The sequence below is a fragment of the Streptomyces sp. NPDC046716 genome (assembly GCF_040645755.1).
GTDB lineage: Bacteria > Actinomycetota > Actinomycetes > Streptomycetales > Streptomycetaceae > Streptomyces.
The window spans coordinates 1-24,890 of the sequence record NZ_JBEYYU010000039.1 but is presented as its reverse complement, the minus strand read 5'-3'; the positions used below and the strand labels follow the sequence as shown (position 1 = coordinate 24,890).

23 protein-coding genes and 2 pseudogenes are annotated in these 24,890 nt (G+C 66.9%); 14 read left to right on the top strand and 11 right to left on the bottom strand.

The features are described from left to right. Positions 1-15 precede the first annotated feature (15 nt). Positions 16-741, bottom strand: a complete 726-nt coding sequence (locus tag ABZ930_RS26565; RefSeq protein WP_361552570.1) for an SDR family oxidoreductase — start codon at positions 739-741, stop codon at positions 16-18. A 160-nt stretch (positions 742-901) separates the two neighbouring features. Continuing rightward, positions 902-2,113 carry a cytochrome P450 gene (locus ABZ930_RS26560; RefSeq protein ID WP_361552567.1) on the bottom strand — a complete coding sequence of 404 codons (1,212 nt, stop codon included), beginning with the start codon at positions 2,111-2,113 and terminating at the stop codon, positions 902-904. A 516-nt stretch (positions 2,114-2,629) separates the two neighbouring features. On the opposite strand from ABZ930_RS26560, the gene ABZ930_RS26555 reads away from it, so the two are divergent. From ABZ930_RS26555 to ABZ930_RS26540, 4 genes are all read left to right on the top strand, one after another. Beyond that, positions 2,630-3,466, top strand: coding sequence for an alpha/beta hydrolase (locus tag ABZ930_RS26555; protein ID WP_361552564.1), 837 nt, complete (start codon positions 2,630-2,632; stop codon positions 3,464-3,466). A gap of 118 nt (positions 3,467-3,584) precedes the next feature. Further along, on the top strand, positions 3,585-4,064 hold the full coding sequence (locus tag ABZ930_RS26550; protein WP_361552561.1) for an SsgA family sporulation/cell division regulator: 480 nt from the start codon (positions 3,585-3,587) through the stop codon (positions 4,062-4,064). A 406-nt stretch (positions 4,065-4,470) separates the two neighbouring features. Continuing rightward, the gene (locus ABZ930_RS26545) at positions 4,471-5,079 is read left to right on the top strand and encodes a response regulator transcription factor (RefSeq protein ID WP_361552558.1); all 609 of its coding nucleotides are present in this window, start codon (positions 4,471-4,473) and stop codon (positions 5,077-5,079) included. A gap of 260 nt (positions 5,080-5,339) precedes the next feature. Continuing rightward, positions 5,340-6,542, top strand: a complete 1,203-nt coding sequence (locus ABZ930_RS26540) for an IS110 family transposase (RefSeq protein WP_361552705.1) — start codon at positions 5,340-5,342, stop codon at positions 6,540-6,542. Here ABZ930_RS26540 and ABZ930_RS26535 read toward each other — a convergent pair. Then, complete coding sequence (locus ABZ930_RS26535) at positions 6,535-7,020, bottom strand: hypothetical protein (protein WP_361552556.1); 486 nt, start codon at positions 7,018-7,020, stop codon at positions 6,535-6,537. The two genes, ABZ930_RS26540 and ABZ930_RS26535, sit on opposite strands and share 8 nt — an antisense overlap. A 552-nt stretch (positions 7,021-7,572) precedes the next feature. Between ABZ930_RS26535 and ABZ930_RS26530 the strand changes: the two genes are divergently transcribed. The 5 genes from ABZ930_RS26530 to ABZ930_RS26510 all read left to right on the top strand — a co-directional run bounded on the left by ABZ930_RS26530 (position 7,573) and on the right by ABZ930_RS26510 (position 13,202). After that, positions 7,573-9,255, top strand: coding sequence for an FAD-dependent oxidoreductase (locus ABZ930_RS26530; protein ID WP_361552553.1), 1,683 nt, complete (start codon positions 7,573-7,575; stop codon positions 9,253-9,255). Positions 9,256-9,339: 84 nt separating this feature from the next. Further along, positions 9,340-10,173: an MBL fold metallo-hydrolase gene (locus ABZ930_RS26525; protein WP_361552550.1), complete on the top strand. Its 834-nt coding sequence runs from the start codon at positions 9,340-9,342 to the stop codon at positions 10,171-10,173. A gap of 129 nt (positions 10,174-10,302) precedes the next feature. Beyond that, positions 10,303-11,322, top strand: coding sequence for an alcohol dehydrogenase catalytic domain-containing protein (locus tag ABZ930_RS26520; RefSeq protein ID WP_361552547.1), 1,020 nt, complete (start codon positions 10,303-10,305; stop codon positions 11,320-11,322). A 140-nt stretch (positions 11,323-11,462) separates the two neighbouring features. Continuing rightward, positions 11,463-12,299, top strand: coding sequence for an alpha/beta hydrolase (locus tag ABZ930_RS26515; RefSeq protein ID WP_361552544.1), 837 nt, complete (start codon positions 11,463-11,465; stop codon positions 12,297-12,299). Positions 12,300-12,632: 333 nt separating this feature from the next. Next, positions 12,633-13,202: a TetR/AcrR family transcriptional regulator gene (locus ABZ930_RS26510; RefSeq protein ID WP_361552542.1), complete on the top strand. Its 570-nt coding sequence runs from the start codon at positions 12,633-12,635 to the stop codon at positions 13,200-13,202. Between the two features lie 57 nt (positions 13,203-13,259). Here the strand turns inward: ABZ930_RS26510 and ABZ930_RS26505 are convergent, their stop codons facing one another. Continuing rightward, entirely contained in the window at positions 13,260-13,529 is a 270-nt protein-coding gene (locus ABZ930_RS26505; RefSeq protein WP_361552703.1) for a DUF1269 domain-containing protein, read from the bottom strand. 311 nt (positions 13,530-13,840) lie between these two features. Between ABZ930_RS26505 and ABZ930_RS26500 the strand changes: the two genes are divergently transcribed. Beyond that, the gene (locus tag ABZ930_RS26500; RefSeq protein WP_361552539.1) at positions 13,841-14,545 is read left to right on the top strand and encodes an SDR family oxidoreductase; all 705 of its coding nucleotides are present in this window, start codon (positions 13,841-13,843) and stop codon (positions 14,543-14,545) included. A 71-nt stretch (positions 14,546-14,616) separates the two neighbouring features. Here ABZ930_RS26500 and ABZ930_RS26495 read toward each other — a convergent pair whose 3' ends face one another. The 7 genes and pseudogenes from ABZ930_RS26495 to ABZ930_RS26465 form a co-directional block, all read right to left on the bottom strand. Beyond that, positions 14,617-15,123, bottom strand: coding sequence for a DUF302 domain-containing protein (locus tag ABZ930_RS26495; protein ID WP_361552536.1), 507 nt, complete (start codon positions 15,121-15,123; stop codon positions 14,617-14,619). Between the two features lie 164 nt (positions 15,124-15,287). Next, the gene (locus ABZ930_RS26490) at positions 15,288-18,011 is read right to left on the bottom strand and encodes an AAA family ATPase (protein WP_361552533.1); all 2,724 of its coding nucleotides are present in this window, start codon (positions 18,009-18,011) and stop codon (positions 15,288-15,290) included. Positions 18,012-18,097: 86 nt separating this feature from the next. Beyond that, positions 18,098-18,967 (bottom strand): alpha/beta hydrolase, encoded by an 870-nt coding sequence (locus ABZ930_RS26485; RefSeq protein WP_361552531.1) that lies wholly within the window; start codon positions 18,965-18,967, stop codon positions 18,098-18,100. Between the two features lie 553 nt (positions 18,968-19,520). Then, complete coding sequence (locus ABZ930_RS26480; protein WP_361552528.1) at positions 19,521-19,946, bottom strand: SsgA family sporulation/cell division regulator; 426 nt, start codon at positions 19,944-19,946, stop codon at positions 19,521-19,523. Between the two features lie 154 nt (positions 19,947-20,100). Further along, positions 20,101-20,328: pseudogene (locus tag ABZ930_RS26475) on the bottom strand (WhiB family transcriptional regulator); the annotation flags it as partial. Positions 20,329-20,631: 303 nt separating this feature from the next. After that, on the bottom strand, positions 20,632-21,063 hold the full coding sequence (locus ABZ930_RS26470; protein WP_361552525.1) for a universal stress protein: 432 nt from the start codon (positions 21,061-21,063) through the stop codon (positions 20,632-20,634). A gap of 294 nt (positions 21,064-21,357) precedes the next feature. Next, positions 21,358-21,858 (bottom strand): cupin domain-containing protein, encoded by a 501-nt coding sequence (locus tag ABZ930_RS26465; protein WP_361552522.1) that lies wholly within the window; start codon positions 21,856-21,858, stop codon positions 21,358-21,360. A gap of 152 nt (positions 21,859-22,010) precedes the next feature. Here ABZ930_RS26465 and ABZ930_RS26460 point away from each other — a divergent pair, with 152 nt between their 5' ends. The 4 genes and pseudogenes from ABZ930_RS26460 to ABZ930_RS26445 all read left to right on the top strand — a co-directional run. Beyond that, a complete protein-coding gene (locus ABZ930_RS26460) occupies positions 22,011-23,003 on the top strand; it encodes a LysR family transcriptional regulator (RefSeq protein ID WP_361552519.1) in 993 nt (330 codons plus the stop codon). 302 nt (positions 23,004-23,305) lie between these two features. Further along, positions 23,306-23,779, top strand: a complete 474-nt coding sequence (locus ABZ930_RS26455) for a DNA starvation/stationary phase protection protein (protein WP_361552516.1) — start codon at positions 23,306-23,308, stop codon at positions 23,777-23,779. A gap of 64 nt (positions 23,780-23,843) precedes the next feature. Then, positions 23,844-24,092 carry a DUF2630 family protein gene (locus ABZ930_RS26450; protein ID WP_361552513.1) on the top strand — a complete coding sequence of 83 codons (249 nt, stop codon included), beginning with the start codon at positions 23,844-23,846 and terminating at the stop codon, positions 24,090-24,092. Positions 24,093-24,249: 157 nt separating this feature from the next. Beyond that, positions 24,250-24,890 (top strand): annotated as a pseudogene (locus tag ABZ930_RS26445) (glucose-6-phosphate dehydrogenase); the annotation flags it as partial.

Below are 24,890 nucleotides of genomic sequence, written 5' to 3'. Positions count from 1 at the left end.
ATCCAGGAGCCGCGGTCACTGGAGCGGCGTCGTCCGTACGCCCTGATCGCGGGTGAGCAGATACTGCAAGGGAGCCTCGGCGAGTGGACTCTCGCCGGAGATCAGCAGGCCCGCGTGCCGTCCCAGGTCGTCGGCGCTGAACCAGTGCGGGCTGTCGGCGCCGATGGCAGCCCGCGGGCGCGTACGGATGGGGCCGATCACCAACTCGTAAACCTTCGGCCCCGCTCCGTCCAGCTCGGCGGTGAGGGATCGCACCAGGGACTTCTTCGCCGCGTTGGTGGCACCGACCAGCGCGGCGAACGGGTAGGGGATCTCGGCGCTGAACCCGCTGAGGTGCACCAGCGCGCCGTTCTTGGAGAGCAACGGAGTCAGTGTGCGCAGCGCATGGAAGTGACTGGTCAGATTGGCCGCGATCATGCGCTGCCATTCCTCGGACGACGTGTCCAGGATGGCTGTGCGCTCCGGGCTTCCCCAGTCGCCGATCGTGATGACGACGCCGTCCAGGTCACCGAGGGCCGCAAGCCGTTCCCGCACGGCCGCGCTGTCGGGGTCGCCGACGTCGACCACCTGCGTGTCCAGAGTGCCGGGCCCCACCCCGTCCACGTATGCGGCGAGACGGGCCAGCCGATCCTCGGCACGACCGGTGGCCACCACTCTCGCCCCCTGTCGCAACAGGGCGCGGGTCACTCCTTCCCCGATCCCGCCCGTGGCGCCCGCCACCAGTACGGTCCGTCCGGACAAGCCGCTCTCAGTACGGATGCCGTTCACAGCCGAAACCTCCACACTCGCTATTGGCCGATGGGTCATCAGCGAAGTTAGCGCTCCGGGTGATGGAAGGGCCTGAAAGTGCCCCATAGGGCCGTGATCGGTCCCATCGGCGCATATTCAGGCATCGTGTGGTTCACACGTGCTTCGTGCGCACCGGCAGCGCGATCAACCCCCGTGACCGCATCGACGGGCGCCGGCGCAGGTCCTGCGCGGAAACGGCGAGCGAGAGGTCGGGGAAGCGGTCGAACAGGGCAGTGAGCGCGATGCCGGTCTCCATCCTGGCCAGCGGAGCGCCGAGACAGTAGTGAATGCCGTGCCCCAGGGCCAGGTGCCCGGCGGCGTCCCGGCCGAGGTCCAGCCGGTCGGCGTCCGGAAAGCGGCGCGGGTCACGGTGCGCGGCGGCGAGCGACAGCAGAACCGTCTCGCCGGCGGGCACGGTGACGCCACCGATGGCGATGTCCTCGGTGGGGAACCGGCGGATGGCGAGAGGTACCGGACCGTCGTAGCGTGCCAGTTCCTCCACCGCCCCATCCAGCAGACCCGGATCGGCTCGCAGGGCCGCCAACTGGTCGGGGGCCGCGAGCAGGGCCGCGACCGCGTTTCCGATCAGGTGCACCGTGTTCTCGTACCCCGCGACCAGGATGAGGAAGGCCAGCGACATCAGCTCGTCCTCGCTGAGCCGGTCTTCCTGGTCCCGTACGGCGATCAGGGCAGACAGCAGGTCGTCGGCGGGGGTGGCGCGCTTGTCGGCGATCAGCCGGGTGAAGAAGGACAGCAGTTGGCCCACGGCGTCCCGTGCTCGTTCCGGCCGCGCCGGGTCGGGTGCCACCAGGGCGTCGGTCCAGGCGCGGAAGTCGGGCCGCCGGGAAAGGGGCACACCCAGGAGGTCACAGATGACGGTGATCGGCAGCGGGGCGGCGTAGGCGGAAATCAGGTCGGCGCGTTCCTCGTCGGCCAGTGCGTCCAGCAGCTGGTCGGCGGCGCGCCGGACCGGCACCCGCAACCGCTCGACGTGCCGGGGAGTGAAGGCCTTGGAGACCATGCGCCGGATACGTGTGTGGTCCGGCGGGTCCATGTTGAGAAGGTTGGCGTCCAGCGCGGGCGGCAGCGCCATTCCGCGGTAGCCGCCCGGGGCCGCGTGGCGCTTGTCCAGGGACAGCCGGGGATCGGCGAACGCCTGACGGACGTCTTCGTAGCGTGTGACCAACCAGGCGGGGAGGCCGTCCGTACCGGTGACCTGGTGAACCGGCCCCTCTTCGCGGAGCCTGCCATAGACCGCGTACGGGTCCTGGAAAAGCCGTTCGGGATCAACGTCTTTACCTGATTGGGTAGTTGGCTTGTTCATCGCGTCAGCTAAGCAGATCACCCGACGCGCTATGCCACCGCCTACGCGCCCCGCCGGCTTTCTACTGCGAGCGAGGCATCGAACTGGTGCGGCCTGGTCGGGAGCAGCGCGCGGCAGGCCTGGGACGAGCTGGGACAGCCTCCAGCTCGTCCCTTTCCTCGGCAGCATGAGTCATTTGACTACGTAGGCTTTCGAGGCTCCCCGGGCCGGGCCGCCATCAAGGCCTCGGGCCCCCCGCCCTGCGCTGTCCTACCGCTGCGTACCCGGTCATGCCATACATCGTTGCAGGTCAACGGGTGGTATCCGATGAAGGTCCAGAAATTCAAAAGTTAAGTCGATAGACAGATTCGTTGGTGTGGGACGCCGGGCGATGGTGAGGTCGTCGCCCGGCAGAGCGGAAGCCGGACGATATCCGCTCGCGACTTCGGCACTGTCCTCCGTGCCGAACCCGCGGGATCCACGATCCACTTCCGTCGGCGTGTCCACGCAGGCGCAGCATTTCCGAAGGGGAAAGCCATGTCGTTCATCACGGTTGGTCAGGAAAACTCCACCAACATCGACCTGTACTACGAGGACCACGGCACCGGCAGGCCCGTCGTCCTGATCCACGGCTACCCCCTCGACGGCCGTTCCTGGGAGAAGCAGGCCGCGGCCCTGCTCGCCGACGGCTACCGCGTCATCACCTACGACCGCCGCGGGTTCGGCCAGTCCAGTCAGCCGACCACCGGCTACGACTACGACACCTTCGCCGCCGACCTCAACACCGTCATGGAGACGCTCGACCTGCACGGCGCGGTCCTGGTCGGATTCTCCATGGGTACCGGCGAGGTCGCCCGCTACATCTCCACCTACGGCTCAGCCCGGGTCGCCAAGGTCGCCTTCCTCGCCTCTCTGGAGCCCTTCCTCCTGAAGACGGACGAGAACCCCACCGGCGCCGGGACAGCCGACTTCTTCCAGGGCGTGTCCGACACGGCCAAGAACGACCGCTACGCCTACTTCACGTCCTTCTACAACGACTTCTACAACCTCGACGAGAACCTGGGCACCCGCATCAGCGAGGAGGCCGTGCGCAACAGCTGGAACGTCGCGGCGAGCGGCGGCGCCCACGCCGCGTGGGCGGCGCCCCTCACCTGGCCCACCGACTTCCGGGACGACATCCCGAAGATCGACGTCCCGGCCCTGATCCTGCACGGTACCGCCGACAACGTCCTGCCCATTGAGTCCACCGGTCGCCCCTTCCATAAGGCGCTCCCCCAGGCCGACTACGTCGAGGTCGACGGTGCCCCGCACGGCCTGCTGTGGACCCACGCCGAGGAAGTCAACTCCGCCCTCCTCTCCTTCCTGGCCAAGTAGTCACGAAAGTTCCGCGGCGGCCCGTACCCCCGAGGAAGCAGTGCGGGCCGCCGCGCGGCAGATACGCAAGGACGTCCGACGGACCAGGACGTGTCCACGCACGAAGGAGAAGAACTGCATGAACGGGCCCGGAGGCGACAGCAGCCAGAACTGCCCTACGAGCACAGGCTTCCAACCCGTTCTTCTTCTGCCGGTACGCCTGGTGTCGGGCGCTTTCGGAAACACCGCGACCCCCGCTCGGCTGCGGGTACGGATGCGCTACACCGTGAGCGAGCCGTTCTCGGTCGGCGTCGAAATCCGCACCGGGGCCCCTGAAGCACTCCAGTGGACAGTGTCCCGAGACCTGCTGGACGCCGGCACCTCGATGCCTCAAGGGATGGGCGCCCACCGGATCTGGCCCTCCCGACGGTACTTGCTCTCCTGCCGGAGGCTGTATCTCGGTCTTGGCGGGCCGAGCACACCCGTCACTCTGGAGTTGGACCACTGTGAGGTCAGGGCCTGGCTGGACGCCACCTATGACTTGGTGCCTCGGGGCAGCGAGCCGGAACTGCTCGACTGGGACGCGCTGGAGCGGGAACTGCTGCAGCGACGCGACTGAAGACGGGAGAGCGCCGGCCGAGCGCACCGGTGCGCGACACGACAGACGTCGGCATGCGCAGACACGTCAAGTTTGGAAATGCCTTGCTGCCCGATACCACTCCCCCATCCGCCCATGCGACACAGCATCGCTCGAGGCCTGTCCAACGAGGCGGGCACGCAACTGCTGGTCTCCCGCCCCGCGGGGCCCCTTCATCCGTACAAGGCTTCCCGCCACGGGGTGTCACCTCCCCGCGGACGACTCGACCGCGCACTCCAGAACTCGGTGATCGCACATGACAAACAACGCCGTCGAAGCGCCCGTGCGGGGCCACGTGAGTCCAATCAGCCGCTCCCATCTGGCATCCGTGCCGGGCATATCGGCGATGGGGGCTCCGGGGCGGGGACCCGATCCGGACACGCTCCCGGTGACACTCGCCCTGACGGCGAGCGACACGCTCACCGAGGAGGGCGCTCGGGCTTGCCTTGGTGGGGCGACTGGCGTACGAGTGGTGTCCTGGGGCGAGCGGCAGAGTGCCGACATCGCGGTGGTGCTGGACCGCACGGTCACCCTGGCGACGCTCCGTCTCGTCGAGGAGGTCGCTGGTTTCGGCCAGGGGCCCGGCCTCCCGGTGTTACTCGTCGTGGACGCCATCAGCGAGCGACACCTGATGTACGCGATCCAACGCGGAGTAGTGGGTGTGATGCTGCGCGGCGAGATCGGTTACGCCGACATCGTGCGGGCCAGTCGCAGGGCGCTCTGCGGAGAGTCTCCGTTGCCCCCCACGCTGGTGCGCGCACTCGTCGAGCGCCTGCGCTCCCTGTCCGGGCAGCAGACGGGCTCCGGCGGCCTGTCAGCCCGGGAGTTGGACGTACTGCGGCTGCTGGCCGAAGGACTGAGCACAGCTGAGGTCGCGGGACGACTCAACTACTCGGAACGCACGATCAAAAACGTGCTGCACGATGTGATCACGCGGCTGCGGCTACGCAACCGGACACACGCAGTGGCCTATGCCATCCGCAGCGGCGCCCTGTGAGACCGGCACAGCCCCCCCCCGTTACCTTCTTCGTGGCTCCGCAATGGGGCCTCCGGCCTTCGGGTCCGGCATGACTTCCCCCTCCTATTGTTCATGATCCGGGGGGGTGGTGTCACCGGGTCCGGAGGCATCGACGGACCGCTGATGAGGGGCTTGAGCACCGGCTTCACCCGGGCCGGAAGAGCTCTCCGTAACGTGGATGTGGCAGATCGGTGCCGAGGCAAGGCCGTACGAAAGCGTGATGGAGGGGCCTGCACGTGATCGACACCGGCGACATCGACGTCTTCCTCGGCCTGGACGTCGGCAAGGGCGAACACCAGGCCACCGCCGTCACCCCGGCCGGCAAGAAGGCGTTCGACAAGCGCCTGCCCAACACCGAGCCCAAGCTCCGCGAGCTGTTCGCGAAACTCCAGGCCCAGCACGGAACGGTGCTGGTCGTGGTCGATCAGCCGGCCTCGATCGGCACCCTGCCGCTGGCGGTCGCGAGGGACATGGGCTGCCCGGTCGCCTATCTGCCGGGTCTGACGATGCGGCGGATCGCCGACCTCTACCCCGGCGAGGCCAAGACGGACGCGAGGGACGCGTTCATCATCGCGGACGCGGCCCGGGCGATGCCGCACACGCTGCGGGCGATCGACGGCGAGGACGAGACGATCGCCGAGCTGGAGATGATCGTCGGGTTCGACGACGACCTGGCCGGCGAGGCAACGAGGGTCGCGAACCGGCTGCACGGCCTGCTGACGCAGATCCACCCGTCGCTGGAACGGGTCCTGGGACCGCGGTTGCAGCACCCTGCCGTCCTGGCCTTGCTGGAGCCGTTCGGCTCACCGGCCCAGATCCGCAAGGCGGGCCGCCGGCGGCTGGTCACGCTGCTGCGGCCGAAGGCGCCGAGGATGGCCGAGCGGCTGGTCGAGGAGATCTTCGCCGCGCTGGACGAGCAGACCGTCACCGTTCAGGGCACGGAGGCGACCGCGTTGATCGTCCCGAGCCTGGCCGGATCGCTCACCGCCGTGCTTGACCAGCGGAAACTGCTGGCCGGGCGGATCGAGGAACTGCTGGAGGACCACCCTCTTTCGGAGGTCCTGACGTCCATGCCGGGCATCGGCGTCAGGACCGGAGCCCGCATCCTGATCGAGGTCGGCGACGGCAGCACGTTCCCGACTGCCGGACACCTCGCCGCCTACGCAGGACTCGCACCCGCGACCCGCAGTTCCGGGTCGTCGATCCGTGGTGAACAGCCCTCCAGGAGAGGTAACAAGCAGCTCAAACGGGCCTTCTTCCTCTCCGCGTTCGCGGCCCTGGGTGACCCGGCATCGCGGGCCTACTACGACAAGAAGATCGCCCAGGGAAAGCACCACACCCAGGCCCTGCTCTGCCTCGCCCGCCGCAGGGCCGACGTCCTGTTCGCGATGCTCCGCGATGGAACCTTCTATGAATCGCAGCCGTCGGCCGCAGTCACCTGACCTGCGGGTCTGCGAGGAGGACGATTCGATCGGCCTCGACATCGAAGCCGATCACCGGATGGCCATCGTCGCCCTCCGGATCCATCAGCACCGGCTTGCCCAGCCGTCGACCGATCTCCCGGAGGAAGTCGCAGAACACATCCAGTCGTTCCTGGCCCTGCAACTCCCGCAGGTCGACGTCGAAGTCGACTTCATCGGCAGCATGGAAGCGGAAGATCGCCAACACATCTGCAGTCGGCCAGACCCGCAGGTCCGGGCACTCGGCATCCGCCGGGCGCGACAGCACGGCCTCCGCCCGGGGCACTGGAAGCACCGTCTCTCCCTCGGAGTACTGGCACTTCCAGCCCTTCTCCGCGACAAGATCAAGGACCGTTTGCCAGTCCTCCACCGAGGCGTCCGGGACACGCACGTCCGGCAGCGACCCCATCAAGTCCGGGTCGAAGAAGCACTTCACGTCATCCCACAGCAGATCAGCCACCCCGCCATGCTGCCCCGGCTAACCGACTCGACGCACCCCCGTTTCCCTTGACCAAAGACATAGGGGCACCCCCCCCGAGACTGTGAGCGCACGGCCCCTGACGCTTGGTCGGCCACTCCATGGGCGGTCAGATAGCCCAGGGCGCCGCGCCCGCCAACCCTTGCAGTCGCTTCACTGACGGCACTGTCCTCGGTGACCACGGACGTGGGCGAGGCGCGCAGGCGTCAAGTGCGGCTGCTCGCGGGGCATTGGCTGAGCGCCCGTCAGAGCGTCTTGGCGGATACCGAGGCACTCGTCGCTCGTGGAGCGTCCGCGGGAGACCGCTGACGCGATGACGTGTTTCTGGGAAAACGTGCCGGTGACACATTGGCCCCCGGTGTGACAAGGGCAAACAGCTGATGGTTGAAAACTCCGGAGGCTGGTACCGCGTCGCGAGGCTTCCACGCTCGTAAAAGTATCCGTTCGTGCATGGGGATTGTCCTGGCGTGCAGGTGTGCGCCGCGCAGCCACACCTGACAGGCAATTCGTGACCCGGCGCCGCATTCTTTCTGCATGGCAACCTCTTTCCCCGAGATCGGTGACCGTCCGGACGATCTCGCCCTCGCCGCCGAAGTGCGGCTTAACGACGGACAATTGGCCCGGGCCGCTCAATACGCGAGTTGCGAAGAGGTCCGAACGGGCGAAGTCCTCTACCGAGTCGAGGACGACTCGGTAGATCTCTTCCTGTGTGGGACAGCGACGCTGGAAGCAACCATCCCGTCGTCCGACAATGGCGACGACCACCTGTTCATGACCCACAGTCCCGGTCAGTTTGCCGGCGAACTCAATCTGCTCACCGGGCAGCGACGCGGACTGACCGTGCGGGTCGCGGCAGGCGGCACAGTTCATCGGGTGGGCCCTGAAGCCTTTCGCAGGCTCATGGCTCAAGAGACCGAGCTCTCGGACCTCATCCTGCGCGCCGTCCTCGCCAGGCGAAGACTGCTGCGCCAGGCGACGGAGCAGAACTTGCGGATCGTAGGCACCGCCGGGTCGGCTGCGGGCATGGCCATGCGCACGTTCCTGGACCGCCAGGGAGTGCCACACCAGTGGCTCGACGGCGGCTCCCCCCAGGGGGCGGAAGCGCTCCGCGTGGCCGGGCTGACCGAGGACGATCTACCCGCAGCACTGACCTCCCACCAGGCAACTCCCCTGGTGACACCCGGCGTGCTGAGCCAGCAGCTCAACCTGACCTATCGCCGTCCCGGACGCGGCTCGGCCGACCTCACGGTCGTGGGCGCCGGTCCGGCGGGACTGGCGGCAGCGGTGTACGGCGCCTCCGAGGGACTGGAGACGGTCCTGCTGGACGGGGTGGCCGTGGGCGGCCAGGCCGCCACGAGTACACGTATCGAGAACTATCTCGGTTTCCCCTTCGGCCTCAGCGGGGCAGACCTGACCGCGCGTGCCGCTGTGCAGGCGCTGAAGTTCGGCGTGCACCTCGCCAGCCCGTGCGGCGTCACCGGGCTCGACACGCAGGGCGGGGACCACATCGTGACCCTGATGGACGGGACCCGCATCAGCACCCGTGCGGTGATCGTCGCCACTGGCGCGGAGTATCGAGCGCTCCCCCTTGACGGCTGGACAGAACTGACCGGATGCGGCATCTACTACGCGGCCACCGACCTGGAGACCCAGGCGGTGGCGGGACGGCCGGTTGTCGTGGTCGGCGGCGCCAACTCGGCGGGACAGGCAGCACTGCACCTCGCCCGATATGCCTCCGAGGTCACGCTAGTGGTACGGGGAGCCGATCTCGGCGCGCGTATGTCCGCGTACCTCGTGGAACGCATCAAGAACGATCCGCGGATCACCGTTCTCACCGGCACTCAGGTGACCGCACTGCACGGTCGACCTCACCTCGATGGGGTGTCTTTGGCCACCCGCGCCGAGACCACCAAGGATCAACGCATCGACTGCGCGGGCCTGTTCTGCTTCATCGGGGCGCGTCCGGCGACGTCCTGGCTGAACGGAGTTCTCCTGAACTCGGACGGGTTCGTGCCGACGGACCGCCAGTTGTCGCCGGAGGATCTCGGACCGGCATGGAAGGAACTGGGGCGCGAACCCCTGCCGTACGAAACCAGTGCCCCCGGCGTGTTCGCCGCCGGCGACGTGCGGCTGGAGTCCATGAAGCGTGTCGCCGCCGCAGTCGGCGACGGTGCAAGCGCGGTGCGTTCGGTCCACCAGTACCTCGCCACGCTCTGAGCCCAGTGGGGCCCGGATGACAGATGTGTGTGGGCGTTCCCGACGACAGACAGCGTCGAGAACGCCGCGATGAAATGAGTCTGAATGAGAAAGCAACTGCGCGACGAGGACATCCTCCACATCGGCGACGACGTGTATCTGGTGTCGGGCAGCAACACCAACTGGGTGATCGTCAAAGACGGCGACGACGCCACTCTGGTGGACAGCGGATACCCAGCTGACCACGGCCTGCTACTGGCCTCGCTCGATGCGGTGGGGTTGAAGCCGGAAGGCGTGCGTGCCCTTCTCGTGACGCACGCCCACAACGACCACATCGGTGCCGCGGAACGCCTGCGGGCCGCCTATGGCACGCCGGTCATGATGCACGAGCAGGAGATTCCGCATGCCCGGCGGGACTACCTCCACCAGGTTTCCGCCGGTCAGGTGCTGTCACAGTCCTGGCGACCGGGGGTCCTGCCGTGGGCCGTGCACGCTATCCGGGCCGGCGGCACCGCACACGTGCCAGTCACCGAGCCCTCGCCCTTTCCCGGGCCGGGCCCGCTGGACCTGCCGGGTGCGCCGGAGCCCGTACACACGCCCGGGCATACGAAGGGGCACTGCGCCTACGTTCTGGCCGGCACCGGAACTCTGATCAGCGGTGACGCTCTGGTCACCGCGCATCCGACGTCCCGGATCAACGGTCCCCAGATCCTTCCGGCCATGTTCCACAACGACCGGTCCAGGGCTCTGCAGTCCCTGGAGTTGCTGGAGGCCGTTGAGGCCGACGTCATCCTGCCCGGGCACGGTCCAGTGCACAGGGGCAACGTCAAACAGGCCGCCATGAGGGCTCACGAGTTCGCTGTGCGGAAGAGCGGTCGAGTCCGTGGTTCAACAAAGATTCCACAGGGGCTGACGACACTAGAGGCACATGCCCGGTGAGGTGGACGGCATCACCTCCACACGAGCCGGACGGCATCCGGTGCGTCGGCCGCCTTGGCCCCGGCCTCCCTGGACAAGCCCGGGACGGGCCGTGTCGCTGAAAACACTCTTCCCACAACGGAGTTGCTCATGGCCACATACCGCGCAGTCGAGGTCGCCCCGGACGGTGGCCTGCGCCTCACCGAGCGAGGATTGGTCCCGCCGGGGCCGGGACAGGTCCGCATCCGAGTCGAGGCCTGCGGCATCTGCCACAGCGACTCGATCGTCGTCCACCCGCACGACACCCAGGAGGCTGGCCGGGTACCCGGCCACGAGGCCGTCGGCCGTATCGACGCTCTCGGCGAAGGCGTCCTGGGATGGAACGTCGGCGACCGCGTGGGGGTCGGTTTCCTGGGCGGGCACTGCGGAGTGTGCGCGGCCTGTCGGCTGGGTGACTTCGTCGGCTGCACCGATCAGCCCCGCACCGGCGTGCACGTCGACGGTGGATACGCCGAGTACATGTATGCCCGGCAGACAGGGCTGGTGGCCGTGCCGGAGGACATGGACGCCGCACGGGTGGCACCGCTGCTGTGCGCGGGCTTCACGGTACACAACGCGCTGGTGACCAACATGCGGGACCAGGGAGGCCTGGTGGCCGGCGACCTGGTTGCTGTGCAGGGCATCGGCGGTCTGGGACACCTGGCGCTGCAGTACGCGCGTGCTCTCGCCCTGCGGGTGGCCGCGGTCGCGCGTGGGACCGGCAAAGAGGAACTGGCGCTCGGTTTGGGCGCGCACCACTACATCGACAGCAAGGCCTCCGACGCCGCCGAGCGGCTGACCGAACTGGGCGGCGCCCGGATGGTGCTGGCAACGGCAGCGGCCGGGGACGTGAGCCCCCTGCTCGGCGGCCTCACCCGCGGAGGCCGGCTCGTCCTGGTGGGGGTGTCGTCGGAGCAGGTCCGTGTCTCACCGCGGCAGCTGATCTTCGACGCGGTGCAGATATCCGGCTCACTGACCGGCACCCCCGCACAGAACGAGCAGAACCTGGCCTTCGCCCAGGCGCACAACGTGGCTCCGATGGTGGAACCGACGTCCCTGACGGACGTCCAGACGTCCTACGACCGAATGATGCGCGGTGACGCCCGGTTCCGAATGGTCATCACCGTCTGAGGTGTTCGCTGTCGTCCCCTCCTCTCCCCCGCCACTGCGGGACGAAACGACGAGCATCACCCCTGGCACACCTCCCCCCCCGGCACAGAAGCACCGGTTCCTCGAAACGGGGAGCCGTCTTTCGCAACAGGAGTTCTCACATGCCCACTTACCTGGCCGATTCAGTCGAGACCCAGTACGTCAACAGCGCGGAGGGCCAGCGTTTTGCCTATCGCAGATTCGGCCGGGCGGGCGATCGTCCACTGGTGATGCACATGCGGCTGCGCGGAACCATCGACCACTGGGACCCCGCTTTCCTCGACCTGCTGGCCGCGGAGCGCGAGATCATCATCTTCGACAACCGGGGCGTCAACCTCTCCACCGGCAACCCGCCCGCCAGCATCGAAGACATGGTGGAAGGCTCGCTGGAATTCATACGTGCATTGAGGCTGACCGACATCGACGTGCTGGGGTGGTCGATGGGCGGCATCGTCGCCCAGGGGGTGGCTCTGGCTGCGCCCGACGTCGTGCGCCACCTGGTGGTCGCGGGCAGCTCCGCCGGCGGGGTGCCCGACCTGCCGACGCCCACGGCGCACACTCAGCAGGTCATGAGCAAGCCGGTCAACGTCGACGAGGACTTCCTTCACCTGTTCTTCCCGGAGACGGAGGATGCCGTCGCCACGGGCCGGGCCTCCTTGCAGCGACTGGAGAAGCGCCTGGCAGAGTCCCACGCCGTAGTGGGGCCGGAGGCGGTGCGCGGGCAGCTGGGTGCCATCAGCTCCTTCAAGGGATACTGGCACCGGCAGGAGGAGCTGACGCTTCCGGTTCTGGTGGCCAACGGCGCGCACGACGTGATGATCCACGCGTACGCCACGTACGCCATGTCGCAGAAGCTGCCCAATGCCAAGGTGATCCTCTACAGCGACGCGGGGCACGGCTTCCTGTTCCAGCACCCCGAGGACTTCGCCCATGAGGTGCACCGCTTCCTGTCCGCCTGACCCAGAAGCCGCCTCGTAGGGTCAACCCGCTCAGCTTCCCTCCTTGCGCAGCCGCTTCCGGACCGGGTGATCGGTGCACGAGTGGCGGGCAGTCGGTTCGGCTGCCCGCCACTCGTGTTCTCGATCACGGTCGGACAGCCGTGTTTGGCACCGGCCGAGTGGGCGTCGGCGCTGCACGACAACGCAGGGTGTACAGCGCGTAGTGGCGACGGGACCTGGACGGACAAGAGCTTCCTGCACGATGCCCGCGTCCAGTCTGACCACGGACGACGTCGCTTCGCGGTGGAAACCGAGCGGTTTCCCTCGGGGCGGAGGCGGCGTTACTCTCACTTCATGAGGAAAGACGCGAAGGCGAGCTCCCGTGAGCGGCTCCTGGAGGCGACGGCGGAGCTCACCTATCGGGAGGGCGTCAACGTAGGGGTCGAGGCCCTCTGCAATGCAGCCGGGGTGTCCAAGCGCTCGCTGTACCAGTTCTTCGACACCAAGGACGAACTACTGGCGGCCAGTCTGGAACGCCGGGCGTCCGCCTACGCGGCCCGCCTACTACCGCCGCCCGAGGCGAAGCTCTCGCCGCGCGAACGCCTCTTCTACCCGTTCACGTATCTGGAGTCCGCGGCCGCCGGACCCGAGTACCGGGGATGCCCCTACCTCTCCGTCCAGGTGGAGCTGAAGGACAGCGACCACCCTGCCAGGCGCGTGGCACACCGGGTGAAGGGTGAGCTGACGAAGTACCTGCGCGCCGCCGCCGCCGACGGGGGCGCGGTGGAACCGGAGCTGCTCGCCCGACAGTTGATGATCATCCTCGACGGGGCAAGCGCTCGCGCCGGCGTCAAAGCCGACGACCTCTCGAGCGTGCTGCTTCCCGCCGTCACCGCCGTGGTTGATGCCGCGGGCGTGCGCTGACGCGCATCCCGCGAGAAGGAGGCCGGGGGGGGCTGATTCCTCAGCCTTGTCCGCATTTTAAAGGCCCGTCCTACGCCGCGAACACCTCTCGGAGCTTGGCCTCACCCTGTGGGACAGGTTGCCGCGGCTCAGCTCGGCCGCGCCATCGGGAAAGGCCTGGTGGACGGGGCCCAGGACGGCATCGAAGGTGAGCAGGAACAGGGCCGAGGCACCCGGCTCAACCTCGCCACGGACCCAGGCGATGAAAACTACGTCGATGCCGACGTCAACCAACGAGCCGCCAAGAGCGCCACCGAATGCGCCTACGGCCGCACCGAGCAGCGGCACGAAGAAGATCACTCCAGACGGCGAGAGTGGTCACGAACGCATCCTTTCGGCAGGGAATCACCGCGGGCAATGACGGCGCGGGTTCCGAAGTCCGTGAACGCCGCACTCATGGCGCATTCGAGCGAGAAATGTATGGGTTGCGCAGTCACCACCGCCACACGTAGTGACATGTGGCAGAAACATGCGCTTCAACAGAACCGGCGTCCGGTCGACCAGATATCGATCGAGGAACTCTGCCATCTCCGGTTGAGGAATGAAACCGATCGGTTTACAGTTACTGAAACCGATCGGTTTATTCACGAGGAGGAATTATGACGTCGCTCAACGGCGCAGTGGTGCTCATCACCGGCGGCAGCCGCGGCTTGGGAAACGCGCTGGTGGAAGAGTCCTTTGCGCGCGGTGCCGCCAAGGTGTACGCCACGGCGCGCGACCCGCGTACGGTGAAGCACCCGGACGCCGTGCCGCTGGCACTCGAGGTAACCGACCCCGCCTCTGTCGCCGCAGCCGCCGAACAGGCAGGTGACGTGACTGTATTGATCAACAATGCCGGCGTCTCCATCAACGCCTCCCTCCTTGATGCCCCTTTGGACGACGTCCGACGGGAGTTCGAAACGAACTTCTACGGCCCGCTCCAGGTGACGCGTGCCTTCTTCCCTGCCATCGAGCGCAACGGGGGCGGCCACATTCTGAACGTCCACTCCGTCCTGTCCTGGATCGGCAGGGCCGGCTCATACAGCGCCTCGAAGGCCGCCCTGTGGTCGGCGACCAACTCCTTGCGACTGGAGCTGAAGCCTCGCGGAATCGATGTGACTGGGCTGCATGTGGGCTATGTAGACACCGACATGACGGCGAATGTGGAGGCCCCCAAGTCCACTCCTCAGGATGTCGCCACACAGGCACTGGACGGTGTCGAGAGCGGAGCGCACGAGGTGCTCGCCGACGAGATGTCGCGCAAGGTGAAGGCGAACCTCGCCGCGGACATCGCCACCATGTACCCCCAGCTTTTGGAGAGGTGACGCCCTCAGCGATGCACTGAACGACGACAGGCGACCCGCCGGACCGCGCCGCGGTCCGGCGGGTCGTCGAATCAGCTGTGCAGCAGTTCGTCCGGCACGTCCGCATCAAGGAATTCGAGGAGGGCCGCGAGCTTACGGTCGAGTTCGACGCCGACTCTTGCCACTTCTGGACTGCCCAACCCGGCGAAGTGGGTGCTGGGCTGGTCAACGCTGAACCAGGACGCTCCGGTCCCGTTCTGCCAGATCACGGTGCGCAGCGGCGCATACAGCATGGCCCGCGGGTCATGCCTGTACATCCGCTCGGCAATGGTGTGATTGCCCATCAGATACCAGAAGCAGACCGCGCGGTCCCCAGCACGCCGGAATATGGGGTGCGCCTCATTTTCCATGAAGAGCATGAAGCCGTGAGGAGTCGACGAGTCGATCAGCTGGGTTATCTCCTTCCACGAGGCCTCCCGGCGGATAAGGTCCTTCAGCTCCTCTCCCGGTACCCGTGGTACGGCGGCCTCGTAGCGCTGCCGAAAGTCGGACACTGACGGTACGGCCACATCCAGACGCCGTACCGAGTAGGTACTCACATCTCCTCCTGGGCTGGCATTCAGACTGAAATAAGTGAATTCTCCACGTATCAGCCTATGCCGCACACGTATTCACCGTGCCCCGCGTCTGTGCCGTCTGCCCTTCCGGGCAGTAACCTCACATGTGGAGGCCAAGCCCATCTCGGCCGGTACTCGGCCCGTCGTCACACGCTGTTGGCCTCGTCGAATGCGCCGAGCGCATCGCGCAGTCCGGCGCGGGAGGTGATACCCAGCTTGGGGAACACCCGATAGAGGTGTGCGCCGGCTGTACGGGGTGAGATGTTGAGCTGCCTGCCGATCTCCTTGTTGGACAGTCCACTCGCCGCGAGCTCCGCGATCCGTCGTTCCTGCGCGCTGAACCTGACTCCCGCCCTGGTGTCCGGCACCCCGACACCAACGCCGGCCGCACGCAGTTCGTCGCGGGCGCGCTGCGCCCACAGCGGAGCTTTCAACTGCTGCTCAAAAAGTTCCAACGCCGCGCTCAACTGGACACGAGCGGCCTTGTACTCCCGACGCCGCCGCAGCCACTCGCCGTACCACAGACGGATGCGCGCGTATTCGTACTTCCACAGCGAGGCGTCCGGGACGGCGAGGGCCGCCTCGTAGAGTTCTCCTGCCCGTTCGTCGGGCGCGGTGAGCGCGACAGCCCCGGCGAGAATGATCGCGAGGTGCGGCGAGATGGTGTCGAGGCGGGCCTGCCGACCCGCCTCGACGTGCGCATGGGCCTCCTCCGTACGGCCCGTCCGCATGGCGGATTCCACGAGGTCCAGGAAGACCCGCGAGAAGTGGGGGTAATGCGGGGGCAGTTCTCCCGGCGGGGTCAACGCGGAGGCCAGCAGGTACGCCTCTTCGAAGTCTCCCCGCCCGACCGCAGCCCGCGCCCAGGTCTCGTTCAGCGTCGTCATCAACAGCTGCATGCGTCGCGGCTGGGCCCACGCGACGATCGTGTCGCAGTACTTGCGCAGGGCTTCTTCGTCCCCGCGGCCGGATGCGACCATGGCCAGCCCATACGTGAAGATGATGTGGACCAGGTTGTAGTCGTGCTCGGTGGCATCCGCGATACCTTGCGACGCGATCGCCTGGATCCTGTCCCACTCACCCCGCATGAAGGCCTCGTGTGCCCGGGCCACCACACCGAAGCGCAGGCTGTCGTACGCGCCGTGCCCGACGGCGTCTCGCCAGACGCCGTCGTAGTAGGTGAAGCAGTCGAGGTACATGGCCGTGTAGATGAGCCAGTTCATCCGCCACAAGGGTGTGTCGGGCGACAAGGTGGCTGTTGCGCGGTCCAGTCGCTCCCGCACGTCGTGCGCGGTCCGCGCCGGATCGGCGACGCTGTCGAAACACATGCGGGCGAGTTCGGAGACCCGGTCCAGCTCGTGATACACGGCTGTCCACAGCTCTGGACGGCCGCCCCACACCGCCGTGTTGAGGAGCACGTAGAAGGCGTCGTCAAAGGCGTCCACGTCTTTCGGCTCGGTGCTGGGGGGCGCGGCCGCCATCGCCGGAGGCAGGATGCGGTACACCGCGTCGATGTCTCCCTCCCGGTGGAACTGCACGTAGGCGGCGGCCGCAGCGCCTCGCAACGTCTCCGTGGGCTGGGCACTGGCCAGTTCGTGGGCTGTGTCCAGCAGGCCGGCGACCCCGGCGGCGAAGGCGGCTTCGTCCAGACGGCGGGTGCGTTCGGAAGGATCCTCGCTCAGGTCGGCCGCGCGACGGTACGCCGTGGCGGCCTCCGCGGCGCCACCACGAGCCATGGCACGCTCTGCGGCATTGGTGAGTTCGATGGCGACCCCTTCGTCGGGGTCGTCTGCGGCATTGGCGAGATGCCAGGCTCGTCGCTCCGGCTCTGCTCTCAGGATCTCGGCGAGGGCACGATGCGCTGCCCGACGTCGTCCCCCCGGGGACATGTGGACGACACAGGACCGGACCAGGGGGTGCCGGAAGGTGATCTGCTCGCCCAGGTGGTCGACGCGCACCAGCCCCATGCGCTCGGTCGTCTCCAGCTGCCCCTCGTTCAACTCCTCCCCCACTGCGGCCTGAGCCGCGCGGACGTCTGCCAGGTTGCCAGGGCGCTCGCCGTCAAGTGCCGTCAGCAACAGGGTGAAGCGCGTCGCGGAGTCGAGCTGGCGAATACGGTCGGCGAACACGCTCTCCAGGCGGCTGCCGAGGGGCAGCGTCGCGGGAAGCGCCTCGGCGCCTTCCCGCTGCGCGTCGGAGAGCTGGCCCGGCAACTCGACCAGGGCGAGCGGGTTGCCTTCCGACTCGTGCAGCAGCCGCCGCCGCGTCAGTTCGGCCAGCCCCGGGTGGCTGCTGTCCAGCAGCAGCAGAGCGTCGGGGGCCGCCAGCGGTCCGATGTGCAGGACGGGAAGCCCTGTCGGGTCCACAAAGCCGTGTCCTCCGCTTCGGGCGGCCATGAGGAAGGCTGCCCGGCAGCTGCTGAGCCTGCGGGTGACGAAAGTCAGCACCTCGGCACTCGAGCGATCGATCCAGTGAACATCGTCCACCACCACGCACAGAGGCTGACGCGTGGCTGCGGCCTGGAGCAGGGCCAGGGCCGCAGCCGAGATCGCGAAGCGGCTGGGTGTCGAACCCTCACGGATGGAGAGAACCTGTTCCAGCACACCGCTCTGGAAAGCAGGCAGTTCCGTCAAGTGATCGAAGAGTGGATAGAGAAGCTGGTGCAGTGCGGAGAACGCGAGTTCCTGTTCGCTCTCGACACCGACGACCTGCAGCACGCGCAGACCGCCCGCTCTGGCGTGAGTGGCCGTGGCGTCCAGCAGCGCGGTCTTCCCGACCCCGGGGTCGCCCAGCAGCAACACAGCTGCTCCCGCGTTCTCCGCCTCCGCCAACAGCGCTTCGAGTGACTGCAGCTCAGATGTACGGCCCACCAACGACAACGTTCCTCCCCGGTCCGAGGGCGGTTGCCCGTGCCAGTACCCCTATGTTGTGTGGGCGGAGCGGGTCGGCACATCCGTCAGTTGACTGGCGTCGGACGATTCCGTGATTTATCGGACAAAAAGGTCAGCACCTCTCGAGCGAATGTCTCATAATGCTGGAACATGAAACCGTGACCCGAATCGGGATAGGTGCGCACACTCGCATCGGGCAGCAGACTTGCCAACAGGTACGACGCGCGGGGCGGCGTGATCAGGTCCTGCTCCCCGAGGGCCACAAGCGTCGGCTGCCTGATCGCCGTGAGCCTGTTCAGCGCCTCATGGTCGGGGGCACCCCACTCGACCATCGCTTCGTACTGCGCTTCCCTGGCCGCTCGGTCGACGGGCAGGTCCCGATCCTGCTCGCGTTCGATGTACCGGCCCAGGAACTCCAGCCCACTGCGCTGACTGGACTCAGTGTGGTTGAAGAAGGTGTAGAGGTAGTCCTCGAGTCTGGGCTCGTCGGCCTCGGATCGGGCGAGGATGTCGTCCGTCCAGCCGTGGATACCTGGCCCCCCACGCGGGGCGGTGGCGGCCAGGACCATGCAGCGCACCGCTGCGGGACGGAGAAGTGCCAGCTCCTGGGCGGTGTAGCCGCCCATCGAGAAGCCCAGCACATCCACCTCGCGCACACCGATGGCGGCCGTGAAGGCGAGGGTGTCGAGGGCTGTGTCCCTGATGGTGCGCGGCGTGGTTCCTGAACTTAGGCCGACACCGGCATGGTCGAAGGCAATGACATCGCGTTCCGTCGCCAGCGCGTTGATCAGCGCCGGATCCCAGCTGTCGAGTGTGCCACGAAGATGCGGCAGCAGGAGCAACGGCGGCTCGGAGCCGGAAGTACCGCAACGCCGGTAGGCGTACCTGAGGCCGCTGGCAGTGTGGGCGGTCTGGTTCGGTGCGTCGACGTACATCTCGTTCCTTCAGTGGGGGGGCATGCTCCCCCACTGAGCAGAGCGGGAGCACGGGACGTCATCGAGTCTGTCGACACGGCCGGGCCCAGCCATCGGGCATTTGACCATAGGTTCCATGCCGTCCGCTCATGTGTACGCAGCGTAAGAACTCCGGAACCCCACGACTGCGCCCGGACCTGTGCCGAAGCCCGAAAGTCGTTGCTGGCGAGCGTTTCACCGACGGTGACGACCGCTTACTCACGGTCGCCGCGACGGCCTCTCGGTGCAAGGTGAAGAGATTCCCACTCCCTTGGCGACAAGCCCTTCCAACGCCTTGCGTACGACCTGCGGAGGAGGCGTCCGGCCGCCCGCCATGCGTGGGAGTAGGGGGCGAGCATCTGCTCGCCCCCTACTGTGCAGGCCATCCAAAGCCCCAGAGGTTGATTCTGCCGCGCCGGGAACGAAGGGGTGCTGTGGACAGTCACATGTGCGTGTTGGGGCACTTGCGATGCCCCAACACGCATTTGTCCCCACACTCCGAACCTCCAACCGATGAAGGTTCGTTGCGCTGTGTTCAGACGGGCGGGAGGAGGCTCTCGGTCAGGGCGTCCCAGTCCAGATACGTCCCCTCGGAGCCAGAAGGAACCATCGCATAGGTGCTGTCCAGCCACCGGCGCACAACGGTCAGGTCGGCCGCGAACGTGGCACTTCCCCCTGGCCCCTCCAGTCTCAGATACAACAAGGGCCTGTCGTGCGGCCCTCGTGAGGGCCACACTTTGAAGTCGCCTTCTCCATTGGGACGCTCGGCGCCGGCGTACAGCAGGTCCCGACCGACCACCCAGGTGACACCTCTGTCCGCGGTCACAAAGAGTCTTATGCACACCGCGAACGGATCGTCCGTGCTGTAGGTGAGCTTGCAGTCGATGCTGTCAATCTCCGGGGGAGCCGACAGGAAGTGGAGCTTGGTGAGAAGCTCGATCTGGTGTCCGTACTCGGTCATCTGGTCAACGTCCTTGCTGTCGAGTGGCGGGCCGCGCAGCACACCGGACCTCGGTGTTCCGGGAACCTGGCGCTAGTCGGTGAACTACTGCGGTGGTGGTTGTCCCCGCCCAGCACGGCTTGGCAGGTGGGGACAGCACTTCCTGCGGGTCTGCACGGGCTGCTCGGTGCCGGATGACCCACCGCTCCCGTTCAGTGAGGCCGTCCCGTACGCCCTCCTCGTAGCGCTCGAGCGCCCAAGCCCGGCACGCCTCGATGACAAGACATCGCCTGCATACAGCCTTGGCCTCGGCGATCCGGCCGAGAGCCGGCCCCACTTCGGCCACCGGGAAGAACAACTCCGGGCCCTCGGACCGGCAGAGCGAACCGCGCTGCCAGATCAGACACGACCGGGCCGCCCATCCGCCCCTGGAGACCGATTCCATCGGCGGGAGTGCCGCAAAAGCATGGGACGACCGTTCGCCGTCGAACGTCTTCATCGCAACCTCCGTAGCGTGCCGGGGGCCCCAACCCTGGCGAACTCAGGCGCACTGGTTATTGGTCGTCTGACTGCCCCTTTGGTCACGAGAGGAGCGACACACCCCCACCACTACGTGTCAACGCACTGACGCCGACGTCCGGAACGTGAGGCGGGCGAGGTGCCCGCCGTTCCGAACGCCGGCGTCAGCGGCGGTGGGGAAGGGAGGTTACGGCTTGGCCGCCTCCTCCGGTACCAGGAGTACGGCGATCCGGCTGCTGTGAGCGACGGCATCGCTCACCCGGGGGGTGAAGAACGCGGCGACCGAACTCCTGTGATGGGGAGTGACGATGATCAGGTCGGCCTTGAAGTCCTCGGCCGCGGCGGAGATGAGGGCCGGCACTTCGGGGCTCAATCCGTGGACCAGCTGTCCGTCGGCCTGTACACCGAGCTCGCGGAGCGCCGCGAGCGACTCTTCGAGCAACGTTTTTCCTTCGTCCTCCTCCTCCAGAACCATCACGGCTCCCGCAGCCACAGTTGCCGCAACGACATGAAGCACGTGAACTCTGGCCCCTGTCAGTTTTGCCATCTCACCGGCCGTCGACAGGGCTCTCGGGCGAGCCTCGCTCGGATCGATGGCGACCAGGATGCGTTCGAACATGGGACGTCGTCCTTTCTCCACCAGTGCGGCGAGCAGCTCCGCAGCCGCATCGGCGGGTGGGTTCATTCGTTCGGAAGGCGCTCACGTCGTCCGGTGTACTCGCTCACGCGTGTGGGTCTGCCTTCACCACAGCCGGACGACACTTCCCCTGAGCGTCCAAAACAAAATATAACCGGTCATCTTTATCTGCCAATGTGACTTCCCGGCCGGCGAAGCAAGCGACGTCCCCCGCGGCGTGGACCACAGTCATACGACTGATGCCCTGCCACACGGGCGCTCCTAGCCTCAGCTGTGTCAGGGAAGCAACGGAGGCCCGACGATCTGAATACCGTGCGCCGCTGCCACCCGCGTCAGCTCCTCCGGGTCGAGTCCCGGGCCTACCGCTGGCGGCACGAGGCCGTCGAACGGCACACCTGCTTCCTCCACGAAGGCGTCGAAACCCCCGCCCGGCGTGTGCAGTGTCAGGAAACGCGCCGTCGGAGAGGTCACGACGAAGCCGTGCGCCAGCCCACGAGGCAGAAGAGCGAGCGCGCCCGCGCCCACACTCCGCACCTCGTTTCCGACCTCGACCCGAAGGGTGCCGTCGAGAATGAAGAACGTCTCCTCGTCGGCCTCATGCAGGTGCAACGGTGACATGTATCCGCGTTCACCGGTGTGCTCCAGCAATGCGTAGGCGCCACCGGTGTCGGCTGCCTCCGCCCGCATCCGCACCAGGCCGCCGAGGAACATCACCGCTTTCTGCGTGTCGGAGTCCGTGATGACAGGGGTCGAGATGTTGCCAGACAGGGATGTCACTGCTCTCCTCGCTTCAAATTCGTTCTGCTCACATTCGAGCAGAACGAAGTGCGCCCGGTCCAAGACAGATTCGTCATCGGCTGATGCCGAAACGGGATATGGGCACCAGCGGCTTCACGTCCTTCCGTAAAAGAGACCAAGGCAGGTTCGAAATGGCAGACCACTCCCCCGATGCCCTGGCGGATCACCAGGCCACACGTCCGGAACCCGATATCGACCCGCGGCTTCTGAGAGCGTTCCTTGCGGTCGCCCAGGAAGGTCACTTCGGCCGCGGCGCGGACAGCCTCAGGGTCGCGCAGTCGGCCCTGAGCAGACAGGTACAGCAACTCGAACGCCTGCTGGGGGTAGCACTGCTCACGCGTACGTCGCGGGGAGCGCATCTGACCCCCGCGGGACGGCTCGTGGTGCCGCACGCCGAGAACGCTGTCGCCCAGAACCGGCGGCTCGTCCGCATCGCAAGGTCGGCAGCGAAGGGGCGGTACGAAATGACGACGTTGAGAATCTCGGCACCGCTGCCCAGTCCTCCTGGCGGGCTGCTGGCCGAAGCGGTACGTCACTTCCGCTCCACGCACCCGGACGTGCAGGTGTCGGTGGCAGGGCTGGACGACCGCGAGATAGCCGCCGCACTGCGCGACGGCCGCGTCGACGCGGCCCTTACTTGGGGTGGCGACCTCGGCGCCGATCACTCTCAGGTTCTGCTCGATGAGAGCGCCAGTGCCCTCTTGGGGCAGCACCATGTCTGGGTCGGAGCACTGGAGATGCCCCTGAGCGCGCTCGCCGACGAGCCGATTCTCTTCCCGGTCCGCGAACGGGGTCACTGCTGGGAGGCACTGCACGAGATGGCCGCCGCCGCTCAGGTCCGACTGACGCCCCTGCCAACCGCACCCTCAGCAGTGCCCGACCTTGTTGCCGCCGGTCTGGGGGTGTCCGTCGTGCCGATGTCCTTCCGCTTCGGGGGCTACTCGGACGTGGCCTTCGTACCGTTGCCCGGTCTGCACCACCGGATGAGCGTTGTGTGGCACGGCGAAGACCAGCCTGCCGTCGTGGCGGATTTCGTCGCCTCGTGCCGAGCCGCGGCGAGGGGGTTGAGTACTTCACACCCCGACATCTGGCAGTTGCCCGTGCCGTCCGCCGCGGGCCGGTGAGGTATCAGTGTGTTCGTTACCGACGACCGCTCCGTGAGGCCCGAGCGGGCCTCACCTTTCCATCTTTTCCAGGTGCTCCCGAAGCTGGGTGTCAGCCGCCGTACGCAACTCCGTGACGTGCTGGGAAAGCGGCCATGTTGCAAGGACGCACGCAACTAAGTCATGCGCGCGCAGACACATGCGCACGTCGTAAGTCAAACAACGGATCGCCCCGGACGGTGCCCGCTGAAGGATGGGCCAAAGCCCTCTGTCGACCGTCAGCCCCGGCCGAAAGAGCTACCCGACACAAAAAGAGAGTAGAAATGACCATTATTGAGAGTCCGCTGGCCGAGCAGGAGCGCGATGCCACCGGAGTCCTGCTGCAGAACACCCTTGTGGATCTGCTGGACTTGTCCTTGTTGGCCAAGCAGGCGCACTGGAACGTCTACGGCCCGCGCTTCCGCGCCATCCACCTGCAACTCGACGAGGTCGTGACCACGGCCCGGGACTACGCCGACCAGGTCGCCGAACGAGCGGCTGCGGTCGGGATCAGTCCTGACGGCCGGGCCAGCACAGTCGCCGAACACAGCGGTCTGCCCGCCTTTGTATCCGGCTGGATCAACGACGGAAAAGTGGTCGAGGCCCTCGTTCAGGTCTTCTCCACTCTCATCGGCCGGATGCGTACCCGCATCGATGAGGCGGGCCCGTCGGACGCCGTGACTCAGGATCTCTTCATCTCGCTGACGGCGGCGCTGGAGAAGCAGAGCTGGATGTTCCAGGCAGAGAATCGCGGCTGACAGATCGCTGCCACGCAGTGGCGGCGCCAACTATGCCGCCGATCGTGGGGACAAGGAGTGCGCTATGGAAACCGACCAGCGGATCCTGCATCAGATCACGGAGATGGCCGACGAGGAACGCCGCCTGCGGGACAGCCTGACCCGGAATCCGGCGGGGGCCGCCGCGAACCGCGGCAGGCTCGGAGAGCTCGAACGCGAGCTGGACCAGTGCTGGGATCTGCTGCGACAGCGGCGGGCCAGGGTCGAGTTCGGGGAGAACCCTGACGAGGCACACGCACGCCCGCAGTCCCAGGTGGAGAACTACTGGTCCTGACAGGCCCAGTCCGGGCGGGCGGAGGCCGTTGGCCCCGCCTGCCCGTCAACGTTTAACGAATACCCGAGGGAGCCATTGTGTTCGCGCGTCCGACAGGAGCAGCCGCTCCTCCAATTGAGGTTCTGCCAAGGCCGTCTGACAGAAAAGGACCTCTGTGATGAGACGGCCGAACGGCAACCCGTTGCGCGACCCCATAGACCGACGGCTTCCGCGTGTCGCCGGGCCATCGGGCCTGGTCATTTTCGGCGTCACCGGCGATCTGTCCCGCAAGAAACTGATGCCTGCTGTGTACGACCTCGCCAACCGGGGCCTGCTGCCCCCGGGTTTCTCCCTCGTCGGCTTCGCCCGCCGAGACTGGGAGCACGAGGACTTTGTCCAAGTGGTGCACGACGCCGTCAAAGAGCATGCTCGTACCCCGTTCCGCGAGGAGGTCTGGCAGCAGCTCATCCAGGGCATGCGCTTCGTCCAAGGCAACTTCGACGACGACCAATCCTTCGAACGACTCCGCGACACCGTTCAGGAGCTGGACACGGCACAGGGCACGGCCGGCAACTTCGCTTTCTACCTGTCTGTGCCGCCGAAGTCTTTCCCCGTCGTCATCCAGCAGCTCAAGAAGCACGGTCTCGCGGACGCGCCCGAGGGCTCGTGGCGGCGGGCCGTCATCGAGAAGCCGTTCGGCCACGATCTCGCCTCCGCCAAGGAGCTGAACGCGATCGTGCACGAGGTGTTCGACCCGGACCAGGTGTTCCGGATCGACCACTACCTCGGCAAGGAGACCGTCCAGAACATCCTGGCGCT